Here is a 25223-nt window from a genome sequence, read left to right as displayed (position 1 = left end):
GTCGCGCGCGTGTGCCGGATGTGTCAGACGCACGCCGGGTTCATCGGGTGGGCGCGGTCTCTTCCCGTGTCTCCCGGGAGTCGGGAGGGACGCCGTCCCGGGACAGGCAGATGCGCGGTTGCGAGCGGTCACGGGACGGGCAACGAGTGAACGCTAGTGCGCGTCGACCCGCCCCGGCTATGGGCAAAATTACCCACACCGCGTGGGTCAGATCACGCCCTGGGCGATCATCGCGTCCGCGACCTGCACGAAGGCCGCGGCGTTGGCACCGAGCACATAGTTGCCGGGCACGTCATACTCCTCGGCGGTGGCCGCGCAGCGCTCGTGGATGCCCTTCATGATCTCCGCCAGACGCCCCTCGGTGTGCTCGAAGGACCAGGAGTCCCGCGAGGCGTTCTGCTGCATCTCCAGCGCACTCGTGGCCACGCCCCCGGCGTTGGCGGCCTTGCCCGGCGCGAACAGCACCCCGGCCTCGCGCAGCGCCTTGACCGCCTCCGGCACCACCGGCATGTTGGCGCCCTCCCCGACGGCCGTGCAGCCGTTGCGGATCAGGGCGAGCGCACCGGCCTCGTCCATCTCGTTCTGCGTCGCGCACGGCAGCGCGACCTTGCAGGGCACGTCCCAGATGGAGCCACCCGCGACGTAGGTCGCGGCCCGCGCCTCGGCATACTCCGAGATGCGGCCACGGCGGACCTCCTTGATCTCCTTGAGCAGATCGAGGTCGATGCCGTTCTCGTCGACGACGTAGCCTCCGGAGTCGGAACAGGCGACCACCGTCCCGCCGAGCTGGTGCACCTTCTCAATTGCATAGATGGCGACGTTGCCGGACCCGGAGACCACGACGCGCTGCCCGTCGAAGGAGCCGCCCTTGGTCTTGAGCATCTCCTCCACGAAGTAGGCGGTGCCGTAGCCGGTCGCCTCGCGGCGCACCTGTGAGCCGCCCCACCCCAGACCCTTGCCGGTGAGGACGGCCGACTCGTAGCGGTTGGTGATGCGCTTGTACTGGCCGAACAGGTAGCCGATCTCGCGGCCACCGACACCGATGTCACCCGCCGGGACGTCGGTGTACTCCCCGATGTGGCGGTAGAGCTCGGTCATGAAGGACTGGCAGAAACGCATGACCTCCATGTCAGAGCGGCCCTTGGGGTCGAAGTCCGACCCGCCCTTGGCGCCGCCGATGGGCAGCCCGGTGAGCGCGTTCTTGAAGATCTGCTCGAACCCCAGGAACTTGACGGTCCCGAGCAGCACGCTGGGGTGGAACCGCAGGCCGCCCTTGTAGGGGCCGAGCGCGGAGTTGAACTCGACCCGGAAGCCCCGGTGAATCTCGATCCGGCCGTTGTCGTCGACCCACGGGACGCGGAAGATGATCTGCCGCTCCGGCTCGCACAGCCGGGCGATGACCCGCGCGTCGGCGTAGTCCGGGTGCTTGCGGACCACGGCACCCAGACTGTCCAGGACCTCGAGCACGGCCTGGTGGAACTCGGTCTCGCCCGGGTTGCGCTGGAGGACCAGGTCGTAGAGCGGCACGAGGGCAGGGTCAAGTCGGTTCATGGGAGCACTCCCGTTCGCGAAGCAGCGGAGTCGCCAGAATATACGGTGAACCGCATACTCATGCACCTAGGTGGGCAGATTCACACCATGGTGCACCGGGCGACCAGCCCATGAAGCGACCCGTCGGCCGCGTTCTGGGTGGATCAACCGGTCACGGACGGCGCTTCCCGCAACCACCCCGCGCGCTCAGCGAGCACCGCGACCTCCACCCGGCTCGAGCACCCCAGCCGGGCGAGGACCGCCCCGAGATGGCTCTTGACGGTGGCCTCGCTGATGAAGAGCTCGCGCGCCACGTCGGCGTTGGACCGACCCAGGGCCACCCGGACGACGATGTCCCGCTCGCGCTCTGTGAGGTGCTCGAGGCGGGCAGCAGTCTCCCGGCGTTGGGTGACGACGGGATGGGCCGCGACGTGCTCGACGACGACGCGGACGCTGGCTGGTGAGAGCACGCCCTCCCCCGCCGCCACCTGCCGCACGGACTCGATGATCTGCTCCGGACCGGCGGTCTTGAGCAGGAACCCTGCGGCACCAGCCTCCACGGCCTGCATCACGGCGGAGTCCTCGGCGAACGTGGTGAGCACCAGCACGCGTGGCGGGTGCGGGAGGCGGAGCACCTCCCGGGTCGCGGCGATCCCGTCGACCCGCGGCATCCGCACATCCATGAGCACCACGTCGGGGTGGTGGCGCTGGACCGCGGTGACCACCTGGTCACCGTCCCCCACGCTGGCCACGACGGAGAGTCCGGCGGAGGACAGCATGAGGTCCAGGGCGGAACAGACCAGGGGGTCGTCATCGACCAGGAGCACGCGCACCGTCTGCCCGCTCACGACGCCACCTCCTGTGCGGCCGCAACCCACGGCAGGTGGATCGCCACCCGGAAGGTGTGCCCCTGGTCGAGACCGTGCCGCATGGTCCCGCGCCACAGGTCGACCCGCTCGGAGATGCCGGTCAGACCGTTGCCCGGAGGTCCGGGGATCAGCGTGGTCAACCGGTTGGCGGTCTCGATCCGGAGGCCCTCGGTCGGACCGCCCTGCACCAGGAGCCGGACCGGCGCCCCGGGCGCGTGCCGCCGGGCGTTGGTGAGCAGCTCTTGGACGATGCGGTAGACCGCGCGGGCCAGCGCGGGATCGGCGTCCTCGGCCTGCGAGAGGTAGACCGTGGACACCACCGGCATCCCGCCGTCGACGGTCTCCTCGATGACGGCCGGCAGGTCGCTCAGGGACGGCATCGCGGTGCGGTTGAAGGCCGTCGCCTCGGGCTCGCGCAGCACGTTCAGCAGCGAGCGCAGGTCGTCCATCGCCTGCTGGGCACCCTCTCGGACCAGCGACGCGCTGTGCGCCAACCGCGGGTCCTGCCCGGCGGCGACCTCGAGGCCACCCGCGTGCAGCGACAGCAGCGACAGCCGGTGCCCGATCACGTCGTGCACCTCGCGCGCGATGAGGTCGCGCTCGGCCTGACGGCCCAGCCGGTCAGTGAGCACGGTGGTGCTCTGCTGGGCGGCGTCCGCCCGGGTCTGGATGGCCACCAGGTCCAGACGGCTGCGCATGAACAGGCCGGCTCCCACCGCGCTGCCGAACAGCGCCAGTGCCACGATGAGGGGCACCCAGATCGACAGGTCAACCGGCACCGCCGCCCCCGGCTCGTGCACCGAGGTGAGGCTCTTGAGCATCGAGGACCCGGTGGTGGCCCCCGAGGCGTCACGGAACAGGGCGACCGTGGTCGCCAGAGCAACCAGGCCGCCGCAGGCCCAGACCCACCGCCCGGTCCGCACCCTGATGAGGGCGGCCAGGGCGAACAGTGCCGCCGTGGCGTCCAGCGGCAGCACGAGGGGCATTGCGGCGGTCACCAGGGTCACGGCATACGGCGCGGTGTGCCGGCGCCAGAGCGCGCCGGCGGCGAGGACGGCCCCGACCAGGGCCAGCAGGATCAGGGTGTTGTGTATGGCGCTCAGCTCTCCCGTGGTGGACGACTCGGAGTAACGGCCCAGGGCGGTGCCGAGCGCGAGCAGCGACCCGGACAGACAGACCAGGAGCATCAGCACGAACCGGGTGCCCCGGCCTAGCAGACGCAGACCGGCCGTCACCCCGGACACGTGCACCGCGGGTGCGGCGACCGGTGCGCTCGGCGACATCGTGGACATGCGGCCAACCGTAGAGAGGACCACTGACACTCCGGATCAAAGGACGGTCAGCGACACCTGACGCCGGATAGCCGATCGGCCAGGCCACTCTGACCGATCGGGCGATGTGGGCAGGCCGGGCAGGGGGTGTGCTGGGTCCATCACCGTCCGAGAAACACTGAGGAGTCATCGTGAGCACCACACCCCCGCCTCCCCCGCCGCAGGGCCAGCCCTACGGCAGGACCTGGCAGGACCCCCCTGCTGGGGACCAGTCCGTCCCACCGGGCCAGCAGGGCTGGGGTCCGGGACACCCGGCGGCGCCACCCGTGCCGCCCGTCCCGGCCCGGCCCGAGCCGAAGAAGTCCTGGTTCCGCCGGCACAAGATCATCACCGCCCTTCTCATCCTCGTGGGCATCGGTGCCGTCGGCAACGCGCTCTCCAGCGGCGAGCCGGACGCCCCTGAGACCGTCGCGGTCGCGTCCCCGGACGAGACCGCGACCGAGGCTGACGCAGAACAGGCCGAGCCGGAGCCTTCCGCCGAGCAGGTCTCCGAGGACGAGGCCACCGCTGAGGACGAGCCCGCCCCCGAGGAGGAAGCGGCGCCCGCCGAGTCCTCGGCGACGGACGACGAGGCGCCCGCCGAGGAGGAGACAGCCGCCGAGCCGGAGACAGCCGAGGCCGAGCCGGACATGACCGTCTCGCAGGAGAACGCGGTCCGCACCGCGGAGAACTACCTGGAGTTCACCGCCTTCTCCAAGTCCGGTCTCATCGACCAGCTGGAGTTCGAGGACTACTCGACAGCCGACGCGGAGTTTGCCGTCAACCACATCGACGTCGACTGGAACGAGCAGGCGCTCAAGTCCGCGGAGAACTACCTGGAGTTCACGGCCTTCTCCGAGCCGGGCCTCACAGGTCAGTTGGAGTTCGAGGGCTTCACGGCAGACGAGGCGGAGTACGGCGTGGAGAACGTCGAGGTGGACTGGATGGAGCAGGCGGCCAAGTCCGCCGAGAACTACCTGGAGTTCACCAGCTTCTCCCGGCAGGGTCTCATCGACCAGCTCCTCTTCGAAGGCTTCACGCAGGAGCAGGCGGTGCACGGTGCCGACTCCGTCGGACTCTGACGCGGGAGGAGTATGCCGTGGGTCGGGTCACGCGGACTCCCTCACCACCAGGCCGGTCGTCAGCGTCTCCGGCTCGACCTCCTCGCCGTCCATGACGCGCAGCAGCAGGTCGACCGCCCGACCGGCCATCTCCGCGATCGGGTTGACCACGGTGGTCAGCGCGGGTCGGCTCATCGTGGCCGCCTCCGAGTCGTCATAACCGACGACGGCGACGTCCTCGGGGACTCGCAGGCCGGCCACCCCGAGCTCCCCGATGGCGGCCACGGCCATCTGGTCCGAGGCCGCGAACAGCCCGTCCAGGTCGGGGGCTCGTGCCAGCAGTCGCCGGGTGGCCTCGGCCCCGCCGGCCGCGGTGAAGTCCCCGTGCTCGACGAGGTCGGTCTCCAGGCCGGCCTCCTGCAGCACCTGCTCCCACCCGCGCAGACGGTCGTGGCCGGCACTCATGTCGAGCGGGCCCGTGACCGTGCCGATCCGACGGCAGCCGCGGTCCACGAGGTGGCGGGCCGCGAGCGCGGCGCCGGCGCAGTTGTCCACGTCGACGTAGGGCACCCGGGCCTGCTCGGCATACGGCCGGCCGAGAAAGACCGACGGGAGCTGGGTCTCGGCCAGGACGCGCCACAGGGTGTCGTTCTGGTGGTGGCTGACCACGATCGCCCCGTCGGTGTGGCCGCCACGCAGGTAGCGCTCCATCCGACGGTCCCCGTCGTCGGGCCTGCCCATGACGAGGACCACCTGCATCGGCAGCTCGCCGATCGCCCGGGTGACCCCGCGCAGCGTGCCGGAGAAGAACGGGTCGGCGAAGACCCGCTCGTCGGACTCGGGCACGACCACGGCGATCGAGTCGGCAGCCCGCGTCACCAGGCGGCGGGCCGCCCGGTTTGGTCGGTAGCCCAGCTCGGCCACGGCGGCGCTCACCGCCACGCGGGCCGCCTCACGCACGCGAGGGTCGGCGTTGACGACCCGGGAGGCCGTTGCCCGCGAGACCCCGGCGCGTGCCGCGACGTCCTCCAGGGTGGGCGCGGGCCGCGTCACCATGGCAGGGCTCCTTTCCGTCGGCGGAGCCCACGGTCAACGCCGTGAGGACCCCGAGATCGTCTCAGTCGATGCGGTTCGATCCTGCCACCGTGGCGTACCAGCGGGCACTCGCCTTGGGGGTGCGCTGCTGCGTGTCGTAGTCGACCCGCACGATGCCGAAGCGCTTGTCGTAGCCGTAGGCCCACTCGAAGTTGTCCAGCAGCGACCACAGGAAGTAGCCGCGCACATCGGCTCCGGCCTCCAGCGCGTCGTGCACCGCCCCCAGGTGGGAGTGCACGTAGGCGAGCCGGTCGTCGTCCTGGACGAACCCCGTCTCATCCGGTGCGTCGTCGTAGGCGGCGCCGTTCTCGGTGACGTAGAGCGGGATGCCGGCTGGCCCCGTGTAGTCGCGGTGTAGCCGCACCAGCAGGTCGGTCAGACCTCGCGGCCGCACCTCCCAGTCCATCGCGGTGTGCTCGACCTCCTGCGGCACGAAGGTGACGTGCTCGGAGCCGACGTGCGCGCTCGGGATCCCGGTGGCCCGTGCCGCGTCTGCGGCGGCGTGTGCCTCCTCGGGCGGGGACCCGGAGACCGTGCTGCCGCTGTAGTAGTTGACTCCGAGCACGTCGATCGGGGTGCTGATCGCCTCGAGGTCGCCGTCCTGGACGAGGCCTTCCGGCCACACGTTGCGCAGGTCGTCCAGGATGTCTGGCGCGTAGGCCCCGCGGAACAGCGGGTCGAGGAAATAGCGGTTGCTCATCCCGTCGATCCGGCGGACCGCGTCCAGGTCGCCCGGGTCCTGCGGGTCGGCGGGGGTCGTGTCGGCGAAGTTGAGCGTGATCCCCAGCGACAGGTCCGCGTCCCGGGAGCGCAGGTCGCTCGTGGCCAGCCCGTGGGCGAGCAGCAGGTGGTGGGCTGCGCGCACCGCGTCGGGCCCGTCGGTGCGACCCGGTGCGTGCCGCCCCTCGGCATACCCCAGGAAGGCGCTGCACCACGGCTCGTTGAGGGTGGTCCAGTAGGAGATCCGGTCACCCAGGGTTGAGTGCACGGTCTGCGCATACTCCACGAATCGGTATGCCGTGTCGCGGCTGGGCCAGCCGCCCTCGTCCTCGAGGGCCTGGGGCAGGTCCCAGTGGTAGAGCGTCAGCCAGGGCACGATCCCGCGCCCCAGCAGCTCGTCGGTGAGCCGGGAGTAGAAGTCCAGACCCGCCTGGTTGACGGTCCGGCCGTCGGGCATCACCCGCGCCCACGACGTGGAGAAGCGGTAGGACTGCAGGTTCAGGTCGCTCATCAGGGCGACGTCCTCGACGTAGCGGTGGTAGTGGTCGCAGGCCACCGCCCCGGTGTCCCCGTTGCGGACCATCCCGGGCGTGCGGGAGTAGGTGCCCCAGATGCAGCAGCCCCGGCCGTCCTCCCGGGCGGCGCCCTCGATCTGGTAGGACGCGGTGGCCGATCCCCAGAGGAAGCCCTCGGGGAAGACCTTCGGTGTGCTCATTGCTTGACGGCTCCTTGCATGATGCCCGACACCAGCTGGCGCCCGGCAAAGACGAACAGGATCAACAACGGGATGGTGGCCAGCAGGGCACCGGCCAGGACCAGCGAGTAGTCCACGAAGTGGGCGGCCTGCAGCTGCTGCAGCGCCACCGGGAGGGTCGGGTCCTGGGGGCCCAGGACGATGAACGGCCAGAAGAAGTTGGTCCAGGTCGCCACGAAGGTGAACAGGCCGAGCATCGCGGCCGCGGGGCGTGCCGCCGGGAGCGCCACGTGCCAGAAGGTGCGGAACATGCTGCACCCGTCGATGCGGGCCGCCTCGATGAGCTCGTCAGGGATCGCCTGGGAGAGGTACTGCGTCATCCAGAAGACACCGAAGGCGGTGACCAGCGCGGGGACGATGACCGCGAGCAGCTCACCGGTCCACCCCAGCTTGGCCATCACCTGGTAGAGGGGCACCACGCCGAGCTGGGTGGGCACGGCCATCGTGGCGATCACGAAGACCAGGAGCGGGCCGCGCCCGCGGAACCGCAGCTTGGCGAACGCGTAGCCGGCCAGCGTGGCGAAGAAGACGACCGAGGCCGAGCACACCGTGGAGACGATGATCGAGTTCATCGTCGCCCGCCAGAAGGGCACCGTGTCGATGACGGTCGCGGCGTTCTGCAGGAAGTTGCCACCGGGCACCAGCGGGAACGGGTTGCGGCTCAGCACGGCCGAGTCGTGGCTGGCGATCAGGAAGGACCACCACAGCGGGAACATTCCGCCCAGCACGACGGCGGCCAGCAGCCCGTAGACGAGCTTGCCCGGCCGTTCGCTGTAGGAGCGGCCCGCCATGGCGCGTCGGCGGGCCGGCTGCTCGGTCAGCAGCGGCTCCCCCGGCACCGGGGGCACAGGGGTGGTCATCGCTTCACCTCCGAGGTGGAGATCATCCGGGTGACGAGGTAGTTGACCAGGCCGATGGCGACGATGATCAGGAAGAGCAGGACCGCGATCGCCGAGGCCCGCCCGAAGTTGGAGCGCGTCCAGCCCTGCTCGTAGAGCAGGATGGTCAGGGTCTGCCACTGGCCGTCGGCGCCACCGCGACCGTAGGCGTCGTAGAGCCGGGCCTCGTCGAAGATCTGCAGCCCGCCGATGGTGCTGGTGATGACGACGAAGATGATTGTCGGGCGGAGCATCGGCACGGTGACCGAGAAGAACTGGCGGATCTTGCCGGCGCCGTCGATCGAGGCCTGCTCGTAGAGGTCGCGCGGGATCGCCTGCATCGCGGCCAGGAAGATGAGCGCGTTGTAGCCGGTCCACCGGAAGTTGACCATCGTGGCGATCGCGACGTGGCTGGGTAGCCGCTGGGAGTGCCAGCCGATCGGATCGATGCCGACCGTGCCCAGGAGGCTGTTGATGAGGCCGAACTTGTCCGCGAACAGGTTGGAGAAGATCAGCGCCACGGCGACCGGGGCCACGACATACGGCAGGAGGACCCCCATCCGCCAGAACGTCTTGGCGCGCAGGTTCGCGTCGAGCAGCGCAGCGATCGTGATGGCGCAGATGACCTGAGGCACCGAGGACAGCACGAAGATGCTCACCGTGTTGGTCAGGGCGTTCCAGAAGTCCCGGTTCCCGAGGACGTCGGTGAAGTTCTTGGCGCCGACGAACTCACCCTGCCCCATGATCAGGTCCCAGTCGTGGACCGCGACCCAGCCGGTGTAGACGAGCGGGAAGAGCCCGGTGACGAAGAAGAGGATGAAGAAGGGGGAGATGTAGAGGTAGGGACTGACCTTCAGGTCCCACCGGCTGAGCCGGCCCCCGAAGCCGATGCGCTTCGGGGGCGGCTCAGACTGCTCCGTCGCCGGACGGAGCGGGGTCGTAGTGCTCACGGATCAGCCCAACGCCTCCACGTCGGCGACGAACTTGTCCCAGGAGGTCTGGGCGTCGTCGGTGCCGTCCACGTCGACGCGGGTGAGGGCGTCCTGGAGCGCGGAGTTGATCGAGAAGTAGTCCGGCCCCTTGAAGGGCTGGAACGTGATGGCCTTGGCCCGGTCGACGAAGATCTGACCGGTCGGCGCGTTGTTGAAGAACTCGTTGGTGGAGCTCAGCAGCGTCTCGGACTCCAGCGCCTCGACCTGGCTGGGGAAGGTCCCCTTGGCCTCGAACGCCTTGATCTGCTGCTCCGGCTCGGTGAGCCAGTTGGCCAGGGCCTTGGCCTCCTCGATGTGGTCGCCCTGGGCGGGGACGGTCAGGTAGGAGCCGCCCCAGTTGCCGCCCCCACCGGGGAAGACGTTGGCCACGTCCCAGCCCTCGACGCCCTCGGAGTTGCCCTCGATGATGCCGAGCATCCAGCCCGGGCAGAGCATCGTGGCGAAGGAGTCCGACTGGAAGCCGGCGACCCAGTCCGGGGTCCACTGCTGCAGCCCGGCGGACAGCTCGGCATCCGTGGAGGCCGCGAGCACCTGGTCGTACAGGCTGCGCACCTCCGGGCTGGTCGTGGCGATGATCTCGCCACTGGGCTCCTGGTAGGGGACCTCGACCTGGTTGATCATGCCCTGCCAGGTGGCACCGGCCGAGTCGAACCACGCTGAGTCGGACGTGGCCACGAAGTCCTTGCCCACGTCGAAGTAGTGCTGCCAGTCGCCCTCCAGGAGAGTGGCGACCTCCTCCCGCTCCGTGGGCAGGCCGGCCGCCTCGAACAGGTCGGCGCGGTAGCAGATGGCCTGCGGCCCGTTGTCGGTGCCGTAGCCGATGAGCTTGCCGTCGTCGGTGGTGGCGGCGTCGGCCTTCCAGTCCTGCCAGCGGCCGTCGACGGACGGGTCGGACAGGTCCGAGAACTTGTCGGGATACTGCATGAACTCCACGAGCCAGTCGATCTCGATGGCCTCGATGTCAGCAGCACCGGAGTCGGCGCCCAGGCTGTTGCGGAGTGCGTCGCGCGCGTTGTCGGCGGTATCTGCCTTGACGTGCTCGACGGTGATGTTGTCGTGCAGCGACTCGTACTCCTCGAGGAGCTCCTCGTAGCCGAACTCGTTGAAGGTGGCAACGGTGAGCGTGATCTGCTCCCCGCTGCCGGCCTCCTCGGAGGAGTCGCCGTTGTCGTTGCTGCTGCCCTCGTTGTCTCCCCCGCCACAGGCGGCGAGGGTGAAGGTCATCGCGGTCATTGCGACCGCCGCGGTGAGCGTGCGCCGGGTGGGTTGCACTGTGTAACTCCCTTGTCACATGGCGGCCTTCTCACCGCCGGTCAGTGGTGGCGAGTGCGTTCGTGAGAGCGCTCTCACGGATGAGACTCCACCATCTGGACGACTGTTGTCAAGGGGCACGGCACGCTCGCCAGGTCACATCTTCATCACGATGACCCGACCGCGTAGGGTCCGCAGGTGTGAGCACCAACGTCTGGCGGGTCCGTGGCATGCGACCGCTCCTGGTGATGAGCTTCCTGGGCTTCTCGGGCTATGCCGCCCTCCTGCCTGCGGCCCCGCTCTGGGCCGTGCGCGGCGGCGCGGACGAAGCGGGGTCGGGCCTGGTCAACGGGGTGTTCATGCTGGTGACGGTGCTCACCCAGCTGGTCGTCCCGACCGCCCTGCGGCGGTTCGGGTGGGGGCCGGTGATGGCTGCGGGGATGCTGCTGCTCGGTGTGCCCTCGTTGCTGCACCCGCTCAGCGACGACCTCGGGGTGACGCTGGTGCTCTCGGGCGTGCGCGGCATGGGCTTCGGGGTGCTCACGGTGACCGGGAGCGCCGTCGTGGCGGAGCTGGTGCCGGCGGCGCAGCGCGGGCGGGCTGTCGGGGTCTACGGCCTGGCGATCGCCTCGACCCAGGTGGGGCTGCTGCCGGCGGCGCCGTGGCTGGCGGAGAACGTGGGGTTCGGGCTGGTCTTCGCACTCGGTGCGCTGCCGGTCCTGGGCGCACCGGCCGCCTTCGCGCTCGCCCGGGTGCTCCACGGCCTCCCGGCGCACGAGGACAGCGCCGAGCGCACGCCCTACCGGCGGTTGATCCGTCCGATGCTGCTGCTCCTGGCCGTCACCCTCGCCGGTGGTGCACTGATCACCTTCACCGCCCAGATGAGCAGCAGCTCGGCGCTCACCGTGGTGGGACTGCTGGTGTTCTCGCTGACCGCGGCCGTGTCCCGCTGGCGCATGGGCGCACTGGCCGACCGGGCCGGCCCGGAGCGGTTCATCTGGCCGCTGGTCGTGCTCAGTGCGGTCGGCATGGTCGCGATCGCCTGGGCCGTGCGCGATCCCGCAGCCACCGTGGGCGCGGCGCTCCTGCTGGGGATGGCCGTGGTGGGCGTCTGCTACGGCGGCCTCCAGAACCTCACCATGCTGGTCACCTTCGCGGCGGTGACACGCCGGCACTACAGCCAGGCCAGCGCCGTGTGGAACATCGGCTTCGACGCCGGGACCGGGGCGGGGTCGGTGCTCGTCGGTCTCGTCGCGGCCGGCACGACCTTCAGCACGGCGATGGTCGTCGTGGCCGGGTGCTGCCTGGCGACCCTGCCGCTGGCGCTCAGGCGTCGATCCGCTCCCGGTCCAGCCCGTCAGCCGAGGCAATGATGAAGTCCTTGCGCGGCGCCACGTCCGAGCCCATCAGCAGGTCGAAGATCTGCTCGGCCTCGGCGGCGTCCGCCAGCGTCACCCGTCGCAGCGTCCGGTGCCGGGGATCCATCGTGGTCTCGGCGAGCTGGTCGGCGTCCATCTCCCCCAGCCCCTTGTAGCGCTGCATCGGCTGCTTGATGGTGCGCCCCTGCTTGTTGAGCGTGGCCACCGTCTTGCGCATCTCCTGCTCGGAGTAGGTGTAGATCATCTCCCGCGGCTTGCGGCCGGAGGCGGAGACCTCGATCCGGTGCAGCGGAGGCATCGCCGCGAAGACCCGCCCCGCCTCGACCAACGGCCGCATGTAGCGGAAGAACAGGGTCAGCAGCAGCGTGCGGATGTGGGCGCCGTCGACGTCGGCGTCGGTCATGATGATGACCTTGCCGTAGCGCGCCATCTCCAGGTCGAAGGTGCGCCCGGAGCCGGCGCCGATGACCTGGATGATCGCCCCGCACTCGGCGTTGTTGAGCATGTCCGAGATCGAGGCCTTCTGGACGTTGAGGATCTTGCCGCGGATCGGCAGGAGCGCCTGGTAGTCGGAGGTGCGGGCCAGCTTGGCGGTGCCCAGGGCGCTGTCCCCCTCGACGATGAACAGCTCGGTCTTGTCCTGGTCGGTCGACCGGCAGTCCGCCAGCTTGGCCGGCAGGGAGGACGACTCCAACGCGTTCTTGCGGCGCTGGGTCTCCTTGTGCACGCGCGCCGAGATCCGCGTCTTCATCTCGGCGACGACCTTCTCCAGCAGCTGGCTCGACTGGCCCTTGAGGTCGCGCTTGGTCGAGGTGAGGATGCCGGTCAGCTCCTTCTCCACGACGCGCGAGACGATCGAGCGGACGGCGCTGGTGCCCAGCACCTCCTTGGTCTGTCCCTCGAACTGCGGCTCGGCGAGGCGCACGGTGACCACGGCGGTTAGTCCGGCGAGGATGTCGTCCTTCTCCACCTTGTCGTTGCCGACCTTGAGACGGCGAGAGTTCGCCTCGAGCTGCTTCCTGAAGACCTTGAGCACCGACTGCTCGAAGCCGGCGACGTGCGTGCCGCCCTTGGGGGTGGCGATGATGTTGACGAAGCTGCGGGTCGTGGTCTCATAGCCGGTCCCCCACCGCACCGCGACGTCGACCTCACACTCGCGCTCGACCTCCTTGGGCGTCATGTGGCCCTTGGAGTCCAGCACCGGGACGGTCTCGGTGAAGGTGCCGGCACCCTGCAGCCGCCAGGTGTCGGTGACGGGCGGGTCGATGGCCAGGAAGTCGGCGAACTCGGTGATGCCGCCGTGGTAGGTGAACTCCTCCTCGGAGTGCTCCTCACCGCGCTCGTCACGGATCACCATCGTCAGGCCGGGCACCAGGAAGGCGGTCTGGCGGGCCCGGGAGACCAGCTCGTCGCGCGAGAACTGGGCCGACTTCAGGAAGATCTGCTCGTCGGCCCAGTAGCGGATGCGGGTGCCGCTCACGCCGCGCTTCACCCGCCCCCTGGTGCGCAGCTCGGAGGTCTTCTGGAACGCCTCGAACGGGGCGTCCGGAGTCGGCTCACCCTTGTCGGTGAACACCCCCGGCTCACCGCGGCGGAAGCTCATCAGGTGGGTCTTGCCACCCCGGTCGACCTCCACGTCGAGCCGGGCGGACAGCGCGTTGACCACGGACGCACCGACACCGTGCAACCCGCCTGAGGCGGTGTAGGAACCGCCGCCGAACTTGCCGCCGGCGTGCAGCTTGGTGAAGACGACCTCGACGCCGGTCAGGCCGGTGCGTGGCTCGACGTCGACCGGGATCCCGCGGCCGTTGTCGCGGACCTCGACCGACCCGTCGGCCATCAGGATGATCTCGATGCGGTCACCGAACTGCCCCAGCGCCTCGTCGACCGAGTTGTCGATGATCTCCCACAGGCAGTGCATCAGGCCCCGGGAGTCGGTCGACCCGACATACATCCCCGGGCGCTTGCGGACGGCCTCCAGACCCTCAAGAACCTGCAGGTGTCGGGCCGAGTAGTCCTGCGCCACGGGTGGGGTGCTCCTTGCTGCTGCGGGATGGTCTGCCGGGATGTCCTGTGCAGGTTAACCCGACGCGCCGACAGCGGCTGGCAGGCGCGGCGGGCGCCTGTGGACCCGGGAACCGCGCAGTTGTGCCGAGAGCGGAAATGCAACCCACCGCGGCGTTTGGGCGTCTGAGGAACACAAGATCGTGCTTGACTGTTGGGCACAGTGACAGATGAGGCGTTGCGACGAGAGTTAGGGAGATCGACGTGAACACCACCCTTGCACCTGACCTGACTGTGGCTGACCGCTGCGATCGCTGCGGCGCACAGGCATACATCCGCGCGACGCTCGGCGAGGGCCTTGAGCTCCTGTTCTGCGCCCACCACGGGCGCAAGCACATCGAGAAGCTCCGTGACCTGGACGTGACGATCCAGGACCAGACCCACCGCCTGCACGACGCGGTCGCCACCCCCGAGCCCATGGGCGCGGAGTGAGCTGACGGCATACTGCCCAGATGCGGGCGTGCACGCTCCGCACCTGACACACTGACGACCGGTGGCCCGTGGGCCGCCGGTCGTTTGTCATCCGCGGACGACCCGCCGAGCCGCAAGGACCCGCATGTCAGCCGTCGAGTGGATCGTCGCCCTCGTGTTCGTCGTCGGGATGCTCGGGATCGTGATCCCCGTGCTCCCCGGCCTGCTGCTTATCGTGGCCGGCGTCCTGGTCTGGTCCCTGGAGCTGCAGAGCCCTGCCGGCTGGTGGGTGCTCGGGATCACCGGGGCGCTGTATGCCGCGTGCCTGGTGCTGGAGTTCCTGATCCCGGGCCGGCGGATGAGGGCGGCCGGGGTGAAGACGTCCACCCTGATCATCGGCGTGCTGGTGGCGATCCCGTGCGCGATCGTCATCCCGGTGGTCGGCGCGTTCATCGGCTTCCCGCTGGGGATCTTCCTCGTCGAGCTGTCCCGCCGCGGAGGCCGTGCCCAGGCCTGGCGCGCAACCGTGCACGCCCTCAAGGCCGTCGGCCTCAACATCCTGATCGAGCTCATCACCGCGATCCTGATCATCGGCCTCTGGGTTGCTGCCGTGATCTTCTGGACCTGACACACCCGGCGCGTCGGCCGGTGCTACTCGGCGAGCTCCTCGCCCGCCATCTCCGGCAGGAACAGCGAGGACACCGTGGCCAGCAGGAACGCCGCCCCGAGCACGGCAAAGACCAGCCCGAGCCCACCTGCGCGGAAGAGGACCGGCACGATGAGCGGCGCGACGATCGAGGCGATCCGCCCGAACGCCGCGGCCCAGCCCGCCCCGGTCGCGCGGACCCGGGTGGGATAGACCTCTGGCGTCACGGCATACAACGCGCCCCACGCCCCGAGGTTGGCCATCGAGAGCGCACAGCCGGTGACCAGCAGCATCGCCTCCGACTCAGCCTGCCCGAACAGCACGGCCGCCACGGCGGAGCCGGCCAGGAAGGTCGCCAGCGTCGCGCGGCGGCCCCACACCTCGATGAGCAGCGCCGAGAGTGCGTAGCCGGGCAGCTGGGCCAGGGTGATGATCAGCGTGAACTGGAACGATCTGACCAGGGTGAATCCCTCGGCGTAGAGCAGCGACGGGATCCAGATGAACGCTCCGTAGTAGGCGAAGTTGACGCCGAACCAGGTGAGCCAGAGCGCGACCGACCGGCGACGCAGGACCGGGCCGAACAGGTCGCGGACCCCGCTCGCGGGAGTGGCCGGGGCCGGCGCGGTCGCCGTCACGGCACCAGCCGGCGCGGTCTCCGTCGCGGCACCAACCGGCGGGGAGTATGTCGTGCCCGCCGCCTGCTCGAACTCGCGGACCACCGCCTCGGCCTCGTCGTGCCGCCCCTTGGACTCCAGGAAGCGGACCGACTCGGGCAGGCCGCGGCGGATGACGATGGCGTAGAGTGCGGGCACCAGCCCGATCGCGAAGGCCCACCGCCAGCCGTCGTCGGAGTAAGGGACGACGAAGTAGGCGACGAGGGCGGCGAGCAGCCAGCCGACGGCCCAGAACGCCTCGAGGACGACCACGACCCGGCCGCGAATCCGGGCCGGTGCGAACTCGCTGACCAGCGTCGAGGCGACGGGGAGCTCGGCCCCGAGCCCGAGGCCGACGATGAACCGCAGCACGAGTAGGACGGCGAGACCACCGGCGAGCGCCGACGCGCCGGTCGCCAGTCCGTAGACGAGCAGGGTGAGGGCGAAGACCGAGCGGCGGCCGATCCGGTCGGCGAGCAGTCCACCGAGGGAGGCACCGAGCGCCATGCCGACAAACCCGATCGAGGCCAGCCAGCTCTGCTCGGTCTGGGACAGGTTCCACTCCGCGGCGAGAGCGGCCATGATGAACGAGATCAGGCCGACGTCCATGGCGTCCAGCGCCCACCCGATCCCCGAGCCGGTGAGCAGCCGCCCGTGCTTCCGGGTGAACGGGAGCCGGTCGAGACGTTCGCTGCGGGTCAGGTGCGCTGAGCCGTGGGACTGCGGCGGTGCGGTCATCCGATCAGTGAACCGCAGACCCGTCTCCTCCCGGCCACACTCCGTGCGTAAGTGTGGCCAGTCTCACGGCGCGCCGGCCAACCGGTCTCGGACCGATCCGGCCACCGAGCCGTGGTCGCCGGGGCGAACTGCCTGATCTGTCGACCTGCGAGGAGATGGCTCGTCGTCAGCCCCCGGCCTCTTCCTCCGGGTCGAGTGAGTGTCTCTGAACGGCGATCAGGCGGGACACTGCCTGGTTGCCGATCTGTTGCTGCAACTCGACCACAGGGTGCGCAGACTCGACCTGCCTGCGTCGGGCCTGCGCGGCCGGGCCCGGGGCCATCGCCTGTGCATGGTCATCGTGGGCTCTGTCCGTCGCGCCCATGGGTCTCACCGCGCTCTCGTCGGGGTCTCGAACGCCCCGGTCAGGGCGCCGTAGTCAGTAGGGCTCGTGGGCGGGTACAGCCAGACGGCCTGATAGCCCAGACCCGCACCGTCAAAGATGGTCAGGCCACGGTCGAAGTGACAGCGCTGTTCGCTCCCAGGCCACGGACCCTGGCCATGCGGATAGATGACATCCGGCGATCCGAGTGCCTCGATCACGGCGGGCCATGAGGGGACCGCAGACGGGTCGGACAGTTCAACAAGGGCGAGCTCGCCATCCGCCTCCCACCGGAACTGCACTGCGTGCGGCTGTTGCGGGACGGTGATCACCGCGTGGAGCAGATCACGCCCCACCAACCGACCCGGCTCAGGCGAAATCCGCCCCCCGAGCACTGGCTCGACGGCTTCTGGAGTGAGGCCTGCCGACCACTGCCAGCAGTCGAAGCGGCCCTCCATGGCCAAACGGAGTGCCTTGAGGCGCGCAGCGTGAGGGCCGGTCATGTGGGGAGCCTGCTTCCGCTGAGGACGGCGGTGTTGCCGCGGAAAAAGCCTGCCTTCATGTTTGCCTCTCCCATCAGGGCCTCAATCTGCTGAGCCTCGTTCAGTTCTGCGTAGTGACCCGGCGCCCCGCCGACGGCAGCGCTATCGAAGACTCCGTCTGCCGGACCCTGGATCTTCTTGCGGAAAGCTTCGTTCGCGGCGATCTCTCCGCGCGCGACGCTGCGCCACGCGCGGAGCGTGAAGAGGTCGGTGAAGCCTTCTTGGAAGGTCGTGAGGTGGTGACTGTCGCGGAGGCTGGAGTACCACGCCCGGTAGTTGCGGTGCTCGGTCGTGTGCAGGTACTCGTGAATCATGGTCTTGAAGAGTCCCCAGTAGATGGCGCGAGTCTCCTGAACTGTCGCCCCTTGTCGCGCGGCGACCGACACACGGCCTCGGGACGCCGCACCGGGCCACATCCGGTCGATGATCTGCAACCGTCTGGCCCGCTCGGTGGCCGGCACACCGAGGGCAGCGAGGGCACCCTGCTCACCTGCTGCCGTGGGGTTGGAGCGGCCTGAGTAGTGCTCAATGAGCCGGTCCTCGATCGCACGGGACGCCGCGGCGTTCTCAAAGGAGTGGTGGGCGGTCTGCACCGCGCCAACAGGACTTTGCCCGGCCCCTTCACGCACCATCCAACGAGTCATGTCGTAGGGGTCGCCGACGATGGTGCCTCGGTCCTGCAGGGTGCCCGCATTGAAACTGAGCCGCGGTGTCCCTGCCGACCCAAAACGGCCATAGAGTGCGTCGACCCGAGCCTTTGCTTCTTCGGCGATGCCTTCCACGTGTCCGCCGGGCGTCACGTCAAGACCCGCCCGGGCGTCCATCGGTTCAGCCCAGGCCCAGTAGCGCAGCATCTGCGCATGCAGCGCCGGAACGAGATCCTCGTAGTAGTTGGCGGCGATGAAAGACGGCGGCGGAGCTCCAGCAGCGACGGCAGCAGCCCGTGCCGACCGCGTGGCGGGAGGCGTCAGGATCTGCTTAACGTCTGCCTCTCTCGTCGCACTCGAAGCTGTCACTCCCGCAGTGTCTGGACTCGCCAGCTCAGCTGAGAGCCTGGCGAGCCAGGCCCGTGCCGGGGCGAGGATGGCGCGGACCCCGGTAGAAGTCCGCGCCAGGAGGATGGTCAGGGCAGCCTCGTGCCCTGGGATCTGCAATGCTGCCCGCAGGCGATCCTCAGGAAGTCCTCCTGCAACAACGAGGCCGTGCTCTGGTCGCGCCGAGGTGCGAAACACCGTGTCAAGATGGTTGCCCAGATCCGCAGTAGTGAGCGCGTTGGCCGCGGTGCCGGCGGCGGATACGACATCTCTCCACTCGGTCTCAATGAGCGCGTCCACTCCAGCCAGCGCGTTGGCCTTGGCACGATCCGTGGAGCTCAGCCAGAGGTTCGTGGCCTGGTTGGCACGCCACGCAGCGATGGCGGTCCCCAGGTTGTGCAATGACATGAGCCGGCCGGAGATGTCGCCCGGCGCCAGTCGGCCATAGGCAGCAACCGCGCGTGCTACTGGCTGCCAGTAGGCCGCCGACCCAGTGAAGCTGGCGACGCTCGCCACCGAAGGGGCAGTTGACCATGTGGCCGGAGTGCGTTGCAGGCGCCACTGAACCGACCCGCGAGCCATCAGGAGTCGTGCCACCGCCCGATTTCCGCTGCGCCGTTGAAGGGTGGCTACCCGTTGGATCAGAGGCGCGGCCGCAGCGGCAGCGACGACTGGACCGGCCACAGCGTCCGTCGCCATCGAAGCATCGCGGTCCCCGCCAGCGGTGTCGGCGCGCCTGCGCATGTCTCATCTCACTCCGGGCCGAGGAGACATGTCAATGTCCTTACGGGCAGCCAGTGAGGCACGACGCGCCCGTTCTATCCCCGCTCTATCGGCCGCTGAGCCAGATCATGCCGCGGTGTTGAGCGCTGCGGAGGTCGTTGAGCACAGCAGAGATCAGGGCATCACGCCCTGAGACAGGTCACCTGCTGCGACTCCTAGAACGGGCCCTCTTCACGGCGCTTGTCCCAGCGCTCCTCGAAGCGGTCCATCAGCCCGGCGCTGCGGTGGCCCTTGCCGGTTTGCTTGCCCCCGGCGGAGGCACCGCCCGACTTGGTGCGGAGGGTGACGTTGCCGTCGGCGTCGACGGTGCCCAGGGTCGCCCCCTTGGTGCGGGGCTGGGTCATCGCCCACACGCCGCCGAAGACCATCGCGGCGAAGCCGATGCCGCCGATCCAGATCTCCTGCATGGTGACCGCGAGCACGACCAGGGCCAGTCCGCCGATGGCGATGAGGAGACCCAGGGCCGCGCGGCGCCGCCTGGCGCGGGCCTCGCTCTTGCCGACCAGGGACGTGGCGAAGCGAGGATCCTCGGCGTAGAGCGCCTGCTCCATCTGCTCGAGGACTCGTTGCTCGTGCTCGGAGAGGGGCACGGTGACCTCCCAACGGTCGACTTCCGTCCCGGCACCGGGGGGTGACGGGGTCGTCGTCATCACCACATGACGGCGGCATCTGCTTCTAGGATAGGCCGGGAACCGCCGTAACGGTAGCCGGGGCCTTACCCTGAATACGCCTCAGCGGTCAAAATGGTTTCCCTCGCATCATCTGGAGTTTCCTCCGCGTCTTCTGGAGCTGAGCTTCTCACCGGTCCGGTCCTCACCGCACCCCGGTGACCTCGCTGGATGTGCGCGGCGACCACGCCGCGGCGCCCCACGGTCCACGGTGCGCGGCGGGCGAGCGCTCGGTCCGGGCCGGTCGACCCTCGTGCTCACCCCGCGCCTCGTCCCGGATGACCAGGCTCGCCGGACGCACCGCTCCGCTGCCAAACCGCTCCGCAGCCCGGTCCATGGCCCGTTCCGCGTCCCGCCACCCGTGCTCCGGCTCGTCGAGTCGTCCCTGCACCGGGGTCTGCGCCGCGTCGGTGAGTCCCTCAAGCCGCACCCCGAGCAGCCGGATCCTGGCGCGCTGGAGCCCGAGCGCGGCATACAGGGCCGTGGCGGTGCCGAAGATGTCCCGGGTGATGTCGGTGCTCTCCCGCATCGTGCGGGAGCGGGTGATCGTGGTGAAGTCGGAGAACCGGACGGTGAGCACCACGGTGCGCGCCAGCATCCCGGAGTGCCGCATCCGGGTGGCGCTGCGGTCGCTAAGCCGCAGCAGCTGGCGCCGGATGACCGCCGGGTCGTCCACGTCCTGGTGGAAGGTCTCGGAGGAGCCGACGCTGCGCTCGACCCGCGCCGGGGTGACCCGGCCCGCGTCGTGCCCCCAGGCGAGGGCGTGCAGGTGAGCGGCGCCGCCCTCCCCCATCGCCCGGCTCAGCGTGGCGAGCGGCAGGTGGGCGATGTCGGCGACCGTGCGCAGCCCGAGCCGGTGCAGCGCCGCCTCGGTGCTCTCCCCCACGCCCCACAGTGCGCTCACCGGAAGCGGGTGCAGGAACTCCACGACCCGGTGGGGCGGCACCATGAGCATGCCGTCCGGCTTGGCGGCCCGGGAGGCCATCTTGGCCACGACCTTGGTGGGCGCCCCGCCGACCGAGCAGGTGATCCGCTGCTCGTCGGCGATGGTGTCGCGGATCCACTGCCCGATCTGCGCGGGGCTGCCGAGCCGGCGCCGGGCGGTGGAGACGTCGAGGAACGCCTCCTCCATGGAGATCGGCTCGACGTGGTGGGTGACCTCGGCGAAGACGGCCATCACCGCCGACGAGATCGCGCTGTAGCGGTCGTAGTCGGGGCGCACGATCTCTGCCTGCGGGCACAGCCGTCGCGCCCGGGCCATCGGGATCCCGGACCGTATGCCGTAGGCCCTCGCCTCGTAGGTGGCGGACAGCACCACGCTGCGCATCCCGCCGCCGATGACGACCGGTTTGCCCACCAGCTCGGGCCGGTCGGTCAGGGACGCCGCGGCGTAGAAGGCGTCCATGTCGACGTGCAGGATCGTGCACCCGTGGTCATCGACCAGATCGCCGCCCATCATCCCGGCGGTCACCATCCTGGGCTCCCCGGGCTGGAGTGCCACAGCTTGCTGCCCGGGCCGGCCGGCTTGGTGTCGGCGTAGGGCGACTGCTTGAACCCGGAGGCGTGCAGCAGCACCCGGCGGCCCTGCTGCTGGTCGGCCCGGTGCGCCTGCTCCTCCGCGGCCTCCGCCCCGGACACGGCGTCGTGCTCGATGGACTCCATCAGCTCACGGACCGCCTCGACCCCGCCGATGTCGAAGGCCCGGCCGAGCGCGGTCATCTCCCAGGCCCCGGTCGCGCGCACCGAGATCCCCCGCGGGCCGGTCCGACGGGTGATCCCACGCACCACCAGCAGGAAGGAGTGGAAGACGGTCTCGGCGAACGGGCCCTGGACGTCCTCGAAGAAGGTCGCATCGCTGGGTCCGGTGCCGTCCTCCAGGGTGAGAAAGACGACTCGGCGGCCGGAGCGGATCGGGGGCGTCTGCGTGGCGACCTTCGCCCCGGCGATCAGCACCTCGCTGCGGTTGCGCTGCCCGAGCAGCTGGTTGGCCGGGACCGCCCCGAGCGCCTGCAGCATCGGCTGGTAGGTGGTGGTCACGTGGGAGCTGACGTCCATGCCCAGCACCTCCAGCTCGGCCAGCATCTGCTCCTGCGGGGTCATCTCGGGCAGCCCGCTGCCGCTGCGCAGCACCGGCTCGTCACCGAGGTCGAGGGTCAGCTGGGTCGGGTCGGCCTGCCTCGGGTGCCAGGTGCGGTGCCCCTTGGCCTGGGCACCGGCCCGGGCCGCGACCTCACCGGCCGCGGGGAGCGTGGGAGCCACCTTCCGGGCCCGGGCACGCGACCGGGAGACGGTGGGCGCGCTCCACCGGTCCAGCTCCGCCACGTGCAGCAGCAGGTCCCGCCGGGTCGGCCCCCGTCGCAGGGTGCTGGACCGGGCCGTCCCCACGCCGTGCAGCTCGTCGAACCCACCGGCCAGCACCAGCCGCTCCACGACCGGACGGCTGGCCCGGGCGCGCTGCCACAGGTCACCGAGGGAGTGGTAGGGCTGCCCGGCGACGATCCTGGCGACCTCGTCGTCACTGATGCCCTTGACCTCGGCCAGCGACAGCCGGATGCCGTAGCCGCCGGCCCGCTCCTCGATCCGGGCCATCGCGGAGTCCACCGCGTCACCCAGCTCCGTGCGCCCTGCCCGCGCAGAGGGCACCCCTCCATCCCCGGCGGACCCCTCGGCTCGCCCCCAGCTGGCCCCGGCCGGGCCCTCGGCGCCCTCCCAGGCAGGTCCCGTCACCCGCTCGACCCGGTAGGTGTCCCCCGACGCGTTGACGTCCAGCCCGAGGACGTGCACGCCCATGGCCCGGGCCTCCTCGAGGATCAGGCGCTTGGGATACATCCCCGGGTCGTGGGTCAGCACGCCGGCCAGGAACGCTGCGGTGTGGTGGGTCTTGAGCCACGCCGAGTGGAAGGTCGGCACGGCGAAGGCCGCCGCGTGCGCCTTGCAGAACCCGAACGAGGCGAAGGCCGCCAGCACGTCCCAGATCGCGTCGACGTGCTCGGGCGAGTAGCCCCGTGCCGCCGCCGCGGGACGCCACCAGGACTCGACCTCGGCCTGCCCCTGCGGGGTGCCCAGCGCCCGGCGCACCTCGTCGGCCTGCGCCAGCGTCACCCCGGTGGTCTCGGCGACCAGCTGCAGCACCTGCTCGTGGAAGACGACGACCCCGCCGGTGTCCTCCAGGTAGGGCACCAGCGAGGGGTGGAGGTATTCCGGCTCGGCCCACCCCTGACGGGCGTTGAGGAACGGACGGACCATGTCGGACTTGACCGGGCCGGGCCGGAACAGCGAGATGTCGATGATGATGTCGCCGAAGGTCTCCGGCCCGAACTTGCCGATCAGCTCGCGCTGACCCGGCGACTCGATCTGGAAGCAGCCCAGGGTGCGGGCCGACCTGATCAGCGAGAACGTCTCGGTGTCGTCGTAGGGGACCTGCACCTGGTCGTCCAGGTCGACCCGCACCCCGTCGACCCGCTCCACCTCGGCCACCGCGTGGGCCATCGCCGACTGCATCCGGATGCCGAGCACGTCGAGCTTGAGCAGCCCCAGGTCCTCGACGTCGTCCTTATCGAACTGGCTCATCGGGAAGCCCAGCCAGCTCGCCTCCACCGGGGTGCGGTCCAGCAGCCCGGTGTTGGACAGGATCACCCCGCACGGGTGCAGCGCGATGTGCCGGGGCAGCCCGTCCAGGCTCTCGACCATCTCGAACATGGTCTGCATCCGCGGTGCGTCGAAGCCGTGCCGCCGCAGCTCGGGCAGGTCACGGATCGCGGCGCGGGCGTCCTTGGCCCGGATGTGCGGGAACGCCTTGGCGATCACGTCGATCTCCCCCGGCGGCAGGCCCATGGTGGCGGCGACGTCGCGGATCGCGTGCCGCACCCGGTAGGTCTCCATCATCGACACGCAGGTCACCCGCTCGGAGCCGAAACGCTCCAGGATCCGCTCGTAGATCTCGGTGCGCCGCGCCGACTCCACATCGATGTCGATGTCCGGCAGCTCGGCGCGCAGCGGGGAGCAGAACCGCTCCATCAGCAGGTCGTGCCGGATCGGGTCGACACCGCTGATGCCGAGCAGGTAGTTGACCAGGCTGCCCGCACCGGACCCGCGCGCGGCGACCCGCACCCCCATCTCGCGGATCAGGTCGCACACCGTGGAGACGGTCAGGAAGTAGGTCGGGTAGCCCAGTCCCGCGATGACCCGCAGCTCATCATCGAGCCGGTCGTGCACCCTGCGGAGGTATGCCGTGGGCTGGCCCGCGTAGCGCTCGCTCACCGCCGCGCGGACTCGCTCGGTGAGCACCTGCTGGGCCTGGCCGGTGCCGCTGACCCCGACCACCTCGGGCTCGGGCAGGTGGACCTCGCCGATGCCCAGGTCGCTGCGCCGGCCCTGCACGCACTCCCGGGCCAGCGCCGCGGTGGCGGCGAGCAGGTCGGCGGCCCGCACCGACGGGCCGACCGCCTCGGCGACCCGCTCGGCGATCGCCCGCATCGGCCCGGTGCCGGCCAGGTGCCCGGCGGTGCTGACCCGGTCCAGGTGGCGCTCGTCCAGACCAACCATGCGGCGGGCCGCGTCCAGGATGTCGACGACCCGCGCCTGCTCGGGCTCGGCGTGCCGCACCGCCGCGGTCAGCACCGCGGGGAGCCCGGCCTCCAGCGCCAGGGACCACATCCGGGCGGCGTGCTGCAGGCTGGCCGGGGTGTCCTCCGGCCCACCGTGGCAGACCACCTCGATGACCAGGGCTCCGGCCGGGAGGGACCGCTGCCAGCCGCGGAGCAGGTCGCGGGCCAGACCGATCCGGCGGCGCAGCACGGCCCGGCCCACGTCGGAGTCCGGACCGAGGAGCACCACGACCGGTGACACCCGCTCGCCCGCGTCACCGACCGGTGCGGCGGCCCGGGCCAGCAGCCCCCGGTGGGTCCGGGGGCTGCCGCGCTCACCGGCCAGGTGGGTCTGCGTGATCAGCCGGCACAGGCGGGACCAGCCCGCGCCGGGCTCCAGCCCGGCGGCCTGCCCCCGGGCCAGCACGGTCACCCGGGGGTGCTGGTCGTCGACCAGGGCACCGCCCTTGACCGGTTGCGCCCGGGTGGCACGAAGCCGGCCTCCCGGCCTGGCGGTGACGTCCCCGGCGTCGAGCGCGTCCGCGCCGGTCCACCGGATCCCCGCGGCCTGGATGCGACCGTCCAGCGGCCGGTCCGGGAACCGCAGCGTCCCGCCCCCGGCCGGGTCGCCCCCGGCCGACCCGGCATACGACCCGGCATACGGCCCGGCCTCAGGCTCGACCACGGCCAGGTCGACCCCGAGCACCGGGTCGATCTCGGCCCGGGCGCACGCCTGCACGAAGCGGACCGCGCCGTAGGCCCCGTCCCGGTCGGTCAGCGCGAGCGTCGACTGCCCCAGCGCGACGGCCCGCTCCACCAGGGCCTCCGGGGTCGAGGCGCCGTAGCGCATCGAGAAGCTCGAGGCGACGTGCAGGTGCGCGAACTCCGACGTCACCGG

Annotated in this window: 19 protein-coding genes; 4 read left to right on the top strand and 15 right to left on the bottom strand. The window is 70.4% G+C overall.

The genetic code is table 11. The features are described 5' to 3' along the window. Positions 1 to 207 precede the first annotated feature (207 nt). From gdhA to MWU75_RS06120, 3 genes are all read right to left on the bottom strand, one after another. Positions 208 to 1551, bottom strand: a complete 1344-nt coding sequence (gene gdhA, locus MWU75_RS06130; RefSeq protein WP_247088912.1) for an NADP-specific glutamate dehydrogenase — start codon at positions 1549 to 1551, stop codon at positions 208 to 210. Between the two features lie 143 nt (positions 1552 to 1694). After that, on the bottom strand, positions 1695 to 2378 hold the full coding sequence (locus MWU75_RS06125) for a response regulator transcription factor (protein WP_247088911.1): 684 nt from the start codon (positions 2376 to 2378) through the stop codon (positions 1695 to 1697). Beyond that, entirely contained in the window at positions 2375 to 3691 is a 1317-nt protein-coding gene (locus tag MWU75_RS06120; protein ID WP_247088910.1) for a histidine kinase, read from the bottom strand. The genes MWU75_RS06125 and MWU75_RS06120 overlap by 4 nt, the downstream gene beginning before the upstream one ends. A gap of 170 nt (positions 3692 to 3861) precedes the next feature. Here MWU75_RS06120 and MWU75_RS20220 point away from each other — a divergent pair, with 170 nt between their 5' ends. Further along, complete coding sequence (locus tag MWU75_RS20220; RefSeq protein ID WP_247088909.1) at positions 3862 to 4791, top strand: Ltp family lipoprotein; 930 nt, start codon at positions 3862 to 3864, stop codon at positions 4789 to 4791. 27 nt (positions 4792 to 4818) lie between these two features. Here the strand turns inward: MWU75_RS20220 and MWU75_RS06110 are convergent, their stop codons facing one another. From MWU75_RS06110 to MWU75_RS06090, 5 genes are all read right to left on the bottom strand, one after another. After that, positions 4819 to 5826: a LacI family DNA-binding transcriptional regulator gene (locus tag MWU75_RS06110; RefSeq protein WP_247088908.1), complete on the bottom strand. Its 1008-nt coding sequence runs from the start codon at positions 5824 to 5826 to the stop codon at positions 4819 to 4821. Between the two features lie 61 nt (positions 5827 to 5887). Continuing rightward, positions 5888 to 7300: a GH1 family beta-glucosidase gene (locus MWU75_RS06105; RefSeq protein ID WP_247088907.1), complete on the bottom strand. Its 1413-nt coding sequence runs from the start codon at positions 7298 to 7300 to the stop codon at positions 5888 to 5890. After that, on the bottom strand, positions 7297 to 8130 hold the full coding sequence (locus MWU75_RS06100) for a carbohydrate ABC transporter permease (protein WP_247089274.1): 834 nt from the start codon (positions 8128 to 8130) through the stop codon (positions 7297 to 7299). Before MWU75_RS06100 ends, MWU75_RS06105 begins: the two co-directional genes overlap by 4 nt. A 65-nt stretch (positions 8131 to 8195) precedes the next feature. Further along, complete coding sequence (locus MWU75_RS06095; RefSeq protein ID WP_247088906.1) at positions 8196 to 9167, bottom strand: sugar ABC transporter permease; 972 nt, start codon at positions 9165 to 9167, stop codon at positions 8196 to 8198. A 3-nt stretch (positions 9168 to 9170) separates the two neighbouring features. Continuing rightward, positions 9171 to 10433, bottom strand: a complete 1263-nt coding sequence (locus MWU75_RS06090) for an extracellular solute-binding protein (protein ID WP_247088905.1) — start codon at positions 10431 to 10433, stop codon at positions 9171 to 9173. 227 nt (positions 10434 to 10660) lie between these two features. Between MWU75_RS06090 and MWU75_RS06085 the strand changes: the two genes are divergently transcribed. Further along, positions 10661 to 11833, top strand: a complete 1173-nt coding sequence (locus MWU75_RS06085; RefSeq protein WP_247088904.1) for an MFS transporter — start codon at positions 10661 to 10663, stop codon at positions 11831 to 11833. On the opposite strand, the gene MWU75_RS06080 is transcribed toward MWU75_RS06085, so the two are convergent. Then, entirely contained in the window at positions 11787 to 13865 is a 2079-nt protein-coding gene (locus MWU75_RS06080) for a DNA topoisomerase IV subunit B (RefSeq protein WP_247088903.1), read from the bottom strand. The genes MWU75_RS06085 and MWU75_RS06080 overlap by 47 nt on opposite strands. 242 nt (positions 13866 to 14107) lie before the next feature. Here MWU75_RS06080 and MWU75_RS06075 point away from each other — a divergent pair, with 242 nt between their 5' ends. Beyond that, positions 14108 to 14335 (top strand): hypothetical protein, encoded by a 228-nt coding sequence (locus MWU75_RS06075; protein ID WP_247088902.1) that lies wholly within the window; start codon positions 14108 to 14110, stop codon positions 14333 to 14335. A gap of 124 nt (positions 14336 to 14459) precedes the next feature. After that, entirely contained in the window at positions 14460 to 14942 is a 483-nt protein-coding gene (locus MWU75_RS06070; protein WP_247088901.1) for a DUF456 domain-containing protein, read from the top strand. A 23-nt stretch (positions 14943 to 14965) separates the two neighbouring features. Here the strand turns inward: MWU75_RS06070 and MWU75_RS06065 are convergent, their stop codons facing one another. From MWU75_RS06065 to MWU75_RS06040, 6 genes are all read right to left on the bottom strand, one after another. Beyond that, a complete protein-coding gene (locus MWU75_RS06065; protein ID WP_247088900.1) occupies positions 14966 to 16351 on the bottom strand; it encodes an MFS transporter in 1386 nt (461 codons plus the stop codon). Positions 16352 to 16720: 369 nt separating this feature from the next. Continuing rightward, entirely contained in the window at positions 16721 to 17215 is a 495-nt protein-coding gene (locus MWU75_RS06060; protein ID WP_247088899.1) for a hypothetical protein, read from the bottom strand. Further along, on the bottom strand, positions 17212 to 18804 hold the full coding sequence (locus MWU75_RS06055) for a hypothetical protein (protein ID WP_247088898.1): 1593 nt from the start codon (positions 18802 to 18804) through the stop codon (positions 17212 to 17214). The genes MWU75_RS06060 and MWU75_RS06055 overlap by 4 nt, the downstream gene beginning before the upstream one ends. Before the next feature lie 422 nt (positions 18805 to 19226). Further along, complete coding sequence (locus MWU75_RS06050; protein WP_247088897.1) at positions 19227 to 19661, bottom strand: DUF3040 domain-containing protein; 435 nt, start codon at positions 19659 to 19661, stop codon at positions 19227 to 19229. Between the two features lie 223 nt (positions 19662 to 19884). Then, positions 19885 to 21213 (bottom strand): DNA polymerase IV, encoded by a 1329-nt coding sequence (dinB, locus tag MWU75_RS06045; RefSeq protein WP_247089272.1) that lies wholly within the window; start codon positions 21211 to 21213, stop codon positions 19885 to 19887. After that, entirely contained in the window at positions 21207 to 25220 is a 4014-nt protein-coding gene (locus tag MWU75_RS06040; RefSeq protein WP_247088896.1) for a PHP domain-containing protein, read from the bottom strand. The genes dinB and MWU75_RS06040 overlap by 7 nt, the downstream gene beginning before the upstream one ends. Positions 25221 to 25223: the final 3 nt, after the last annotated feature.

This window comes from Ornithinimicrobium sp. F0845 (assembly GCF_023015765.1).
Lineage (GTDB): Bacteria > Actinomycetota > Actinomycetes > Actinomycetales > Dermatophilaceae > Ornithinicoccus.
This window is presented reverse-complemented; position numbering and strand designations above follow the sequence as displayed.

Excerpts from the sequence above, each read along its gene's own strand:
- gdhA (WP_247088912.1), bottom strand. The coding sequence starts at position 1,551 with ATGAACCGACTTGACCCTGCCCTCGTGCCGCTCTACGACCTGGTCCTC.
- MWU75_RS06120 (WP_247088910.1), bottom strand. The coding sequence starts at position 3,691 with ATGTCCACGATGTCGCCGAGCGCACCGGTCGCCGCACCCGCGGTGCAC.
- MWU75_RS06110 (WP_247088908.1), bottom strand. The coding sequence starts at position 5,826 with ATGGTGACGCGGCCCGCGCCCACCCTGGAGGACGTCGCGGCACGCGCC.
- MWU75_RS06105 (WP_247088907.1), bottom strand. The coding sequence starts at position 7,300 with ATGAGCACACCGAAGGTCTTCCCCGAGGGCTTCCTCTGGGGATCGGCC.
- MWU75_RS06100 (WP_247089274.1), bottom strand. The coding sequence starts at position 8,130 with ATGGCGGGCCGCTCCTACAGCGAACGGCCGGGCAAGCTCGTCTACGGG.
- MWU75_RS06090 (WP_247088905.1), bottom strand. The coding sequence starts at position 10,433 with ATGACCTTCACCCTCGCCGCCTGTGGCGGGGGAGACAACGAGGGCAGC.
- MWU75_RS06070 (WP_247088901.1), top strand. The coding sequence starts at position 14,460 with ATGTCAGCCGTCGAGTGGATCGTCGCCCTCGTGTTCGTCGTCGGGATG.
- MWU75_RS06065 (WP_247088900.1), bottom strand. The coding sequence starts at position 16,351 with ATGACCGCACCGCCGCAGTCCCACGGCTCAGCGCACCTGACCCGCAGC.
- MWU75_RS06060 (WP_247088899.1), bottom strand. The coding sequence starts at position 17,215 with ATGACCGGCCCTCACGCTGCGCGCCTCAAGGCACTCCGTTTGGCCATG.
- dinB (WP_247089272.1), bottom strand. The coding sequence starts at position 21,213 with ATGGTGACCGCCGGGATGATGGGCGGCGATCTGGTCGATGACCACGGG.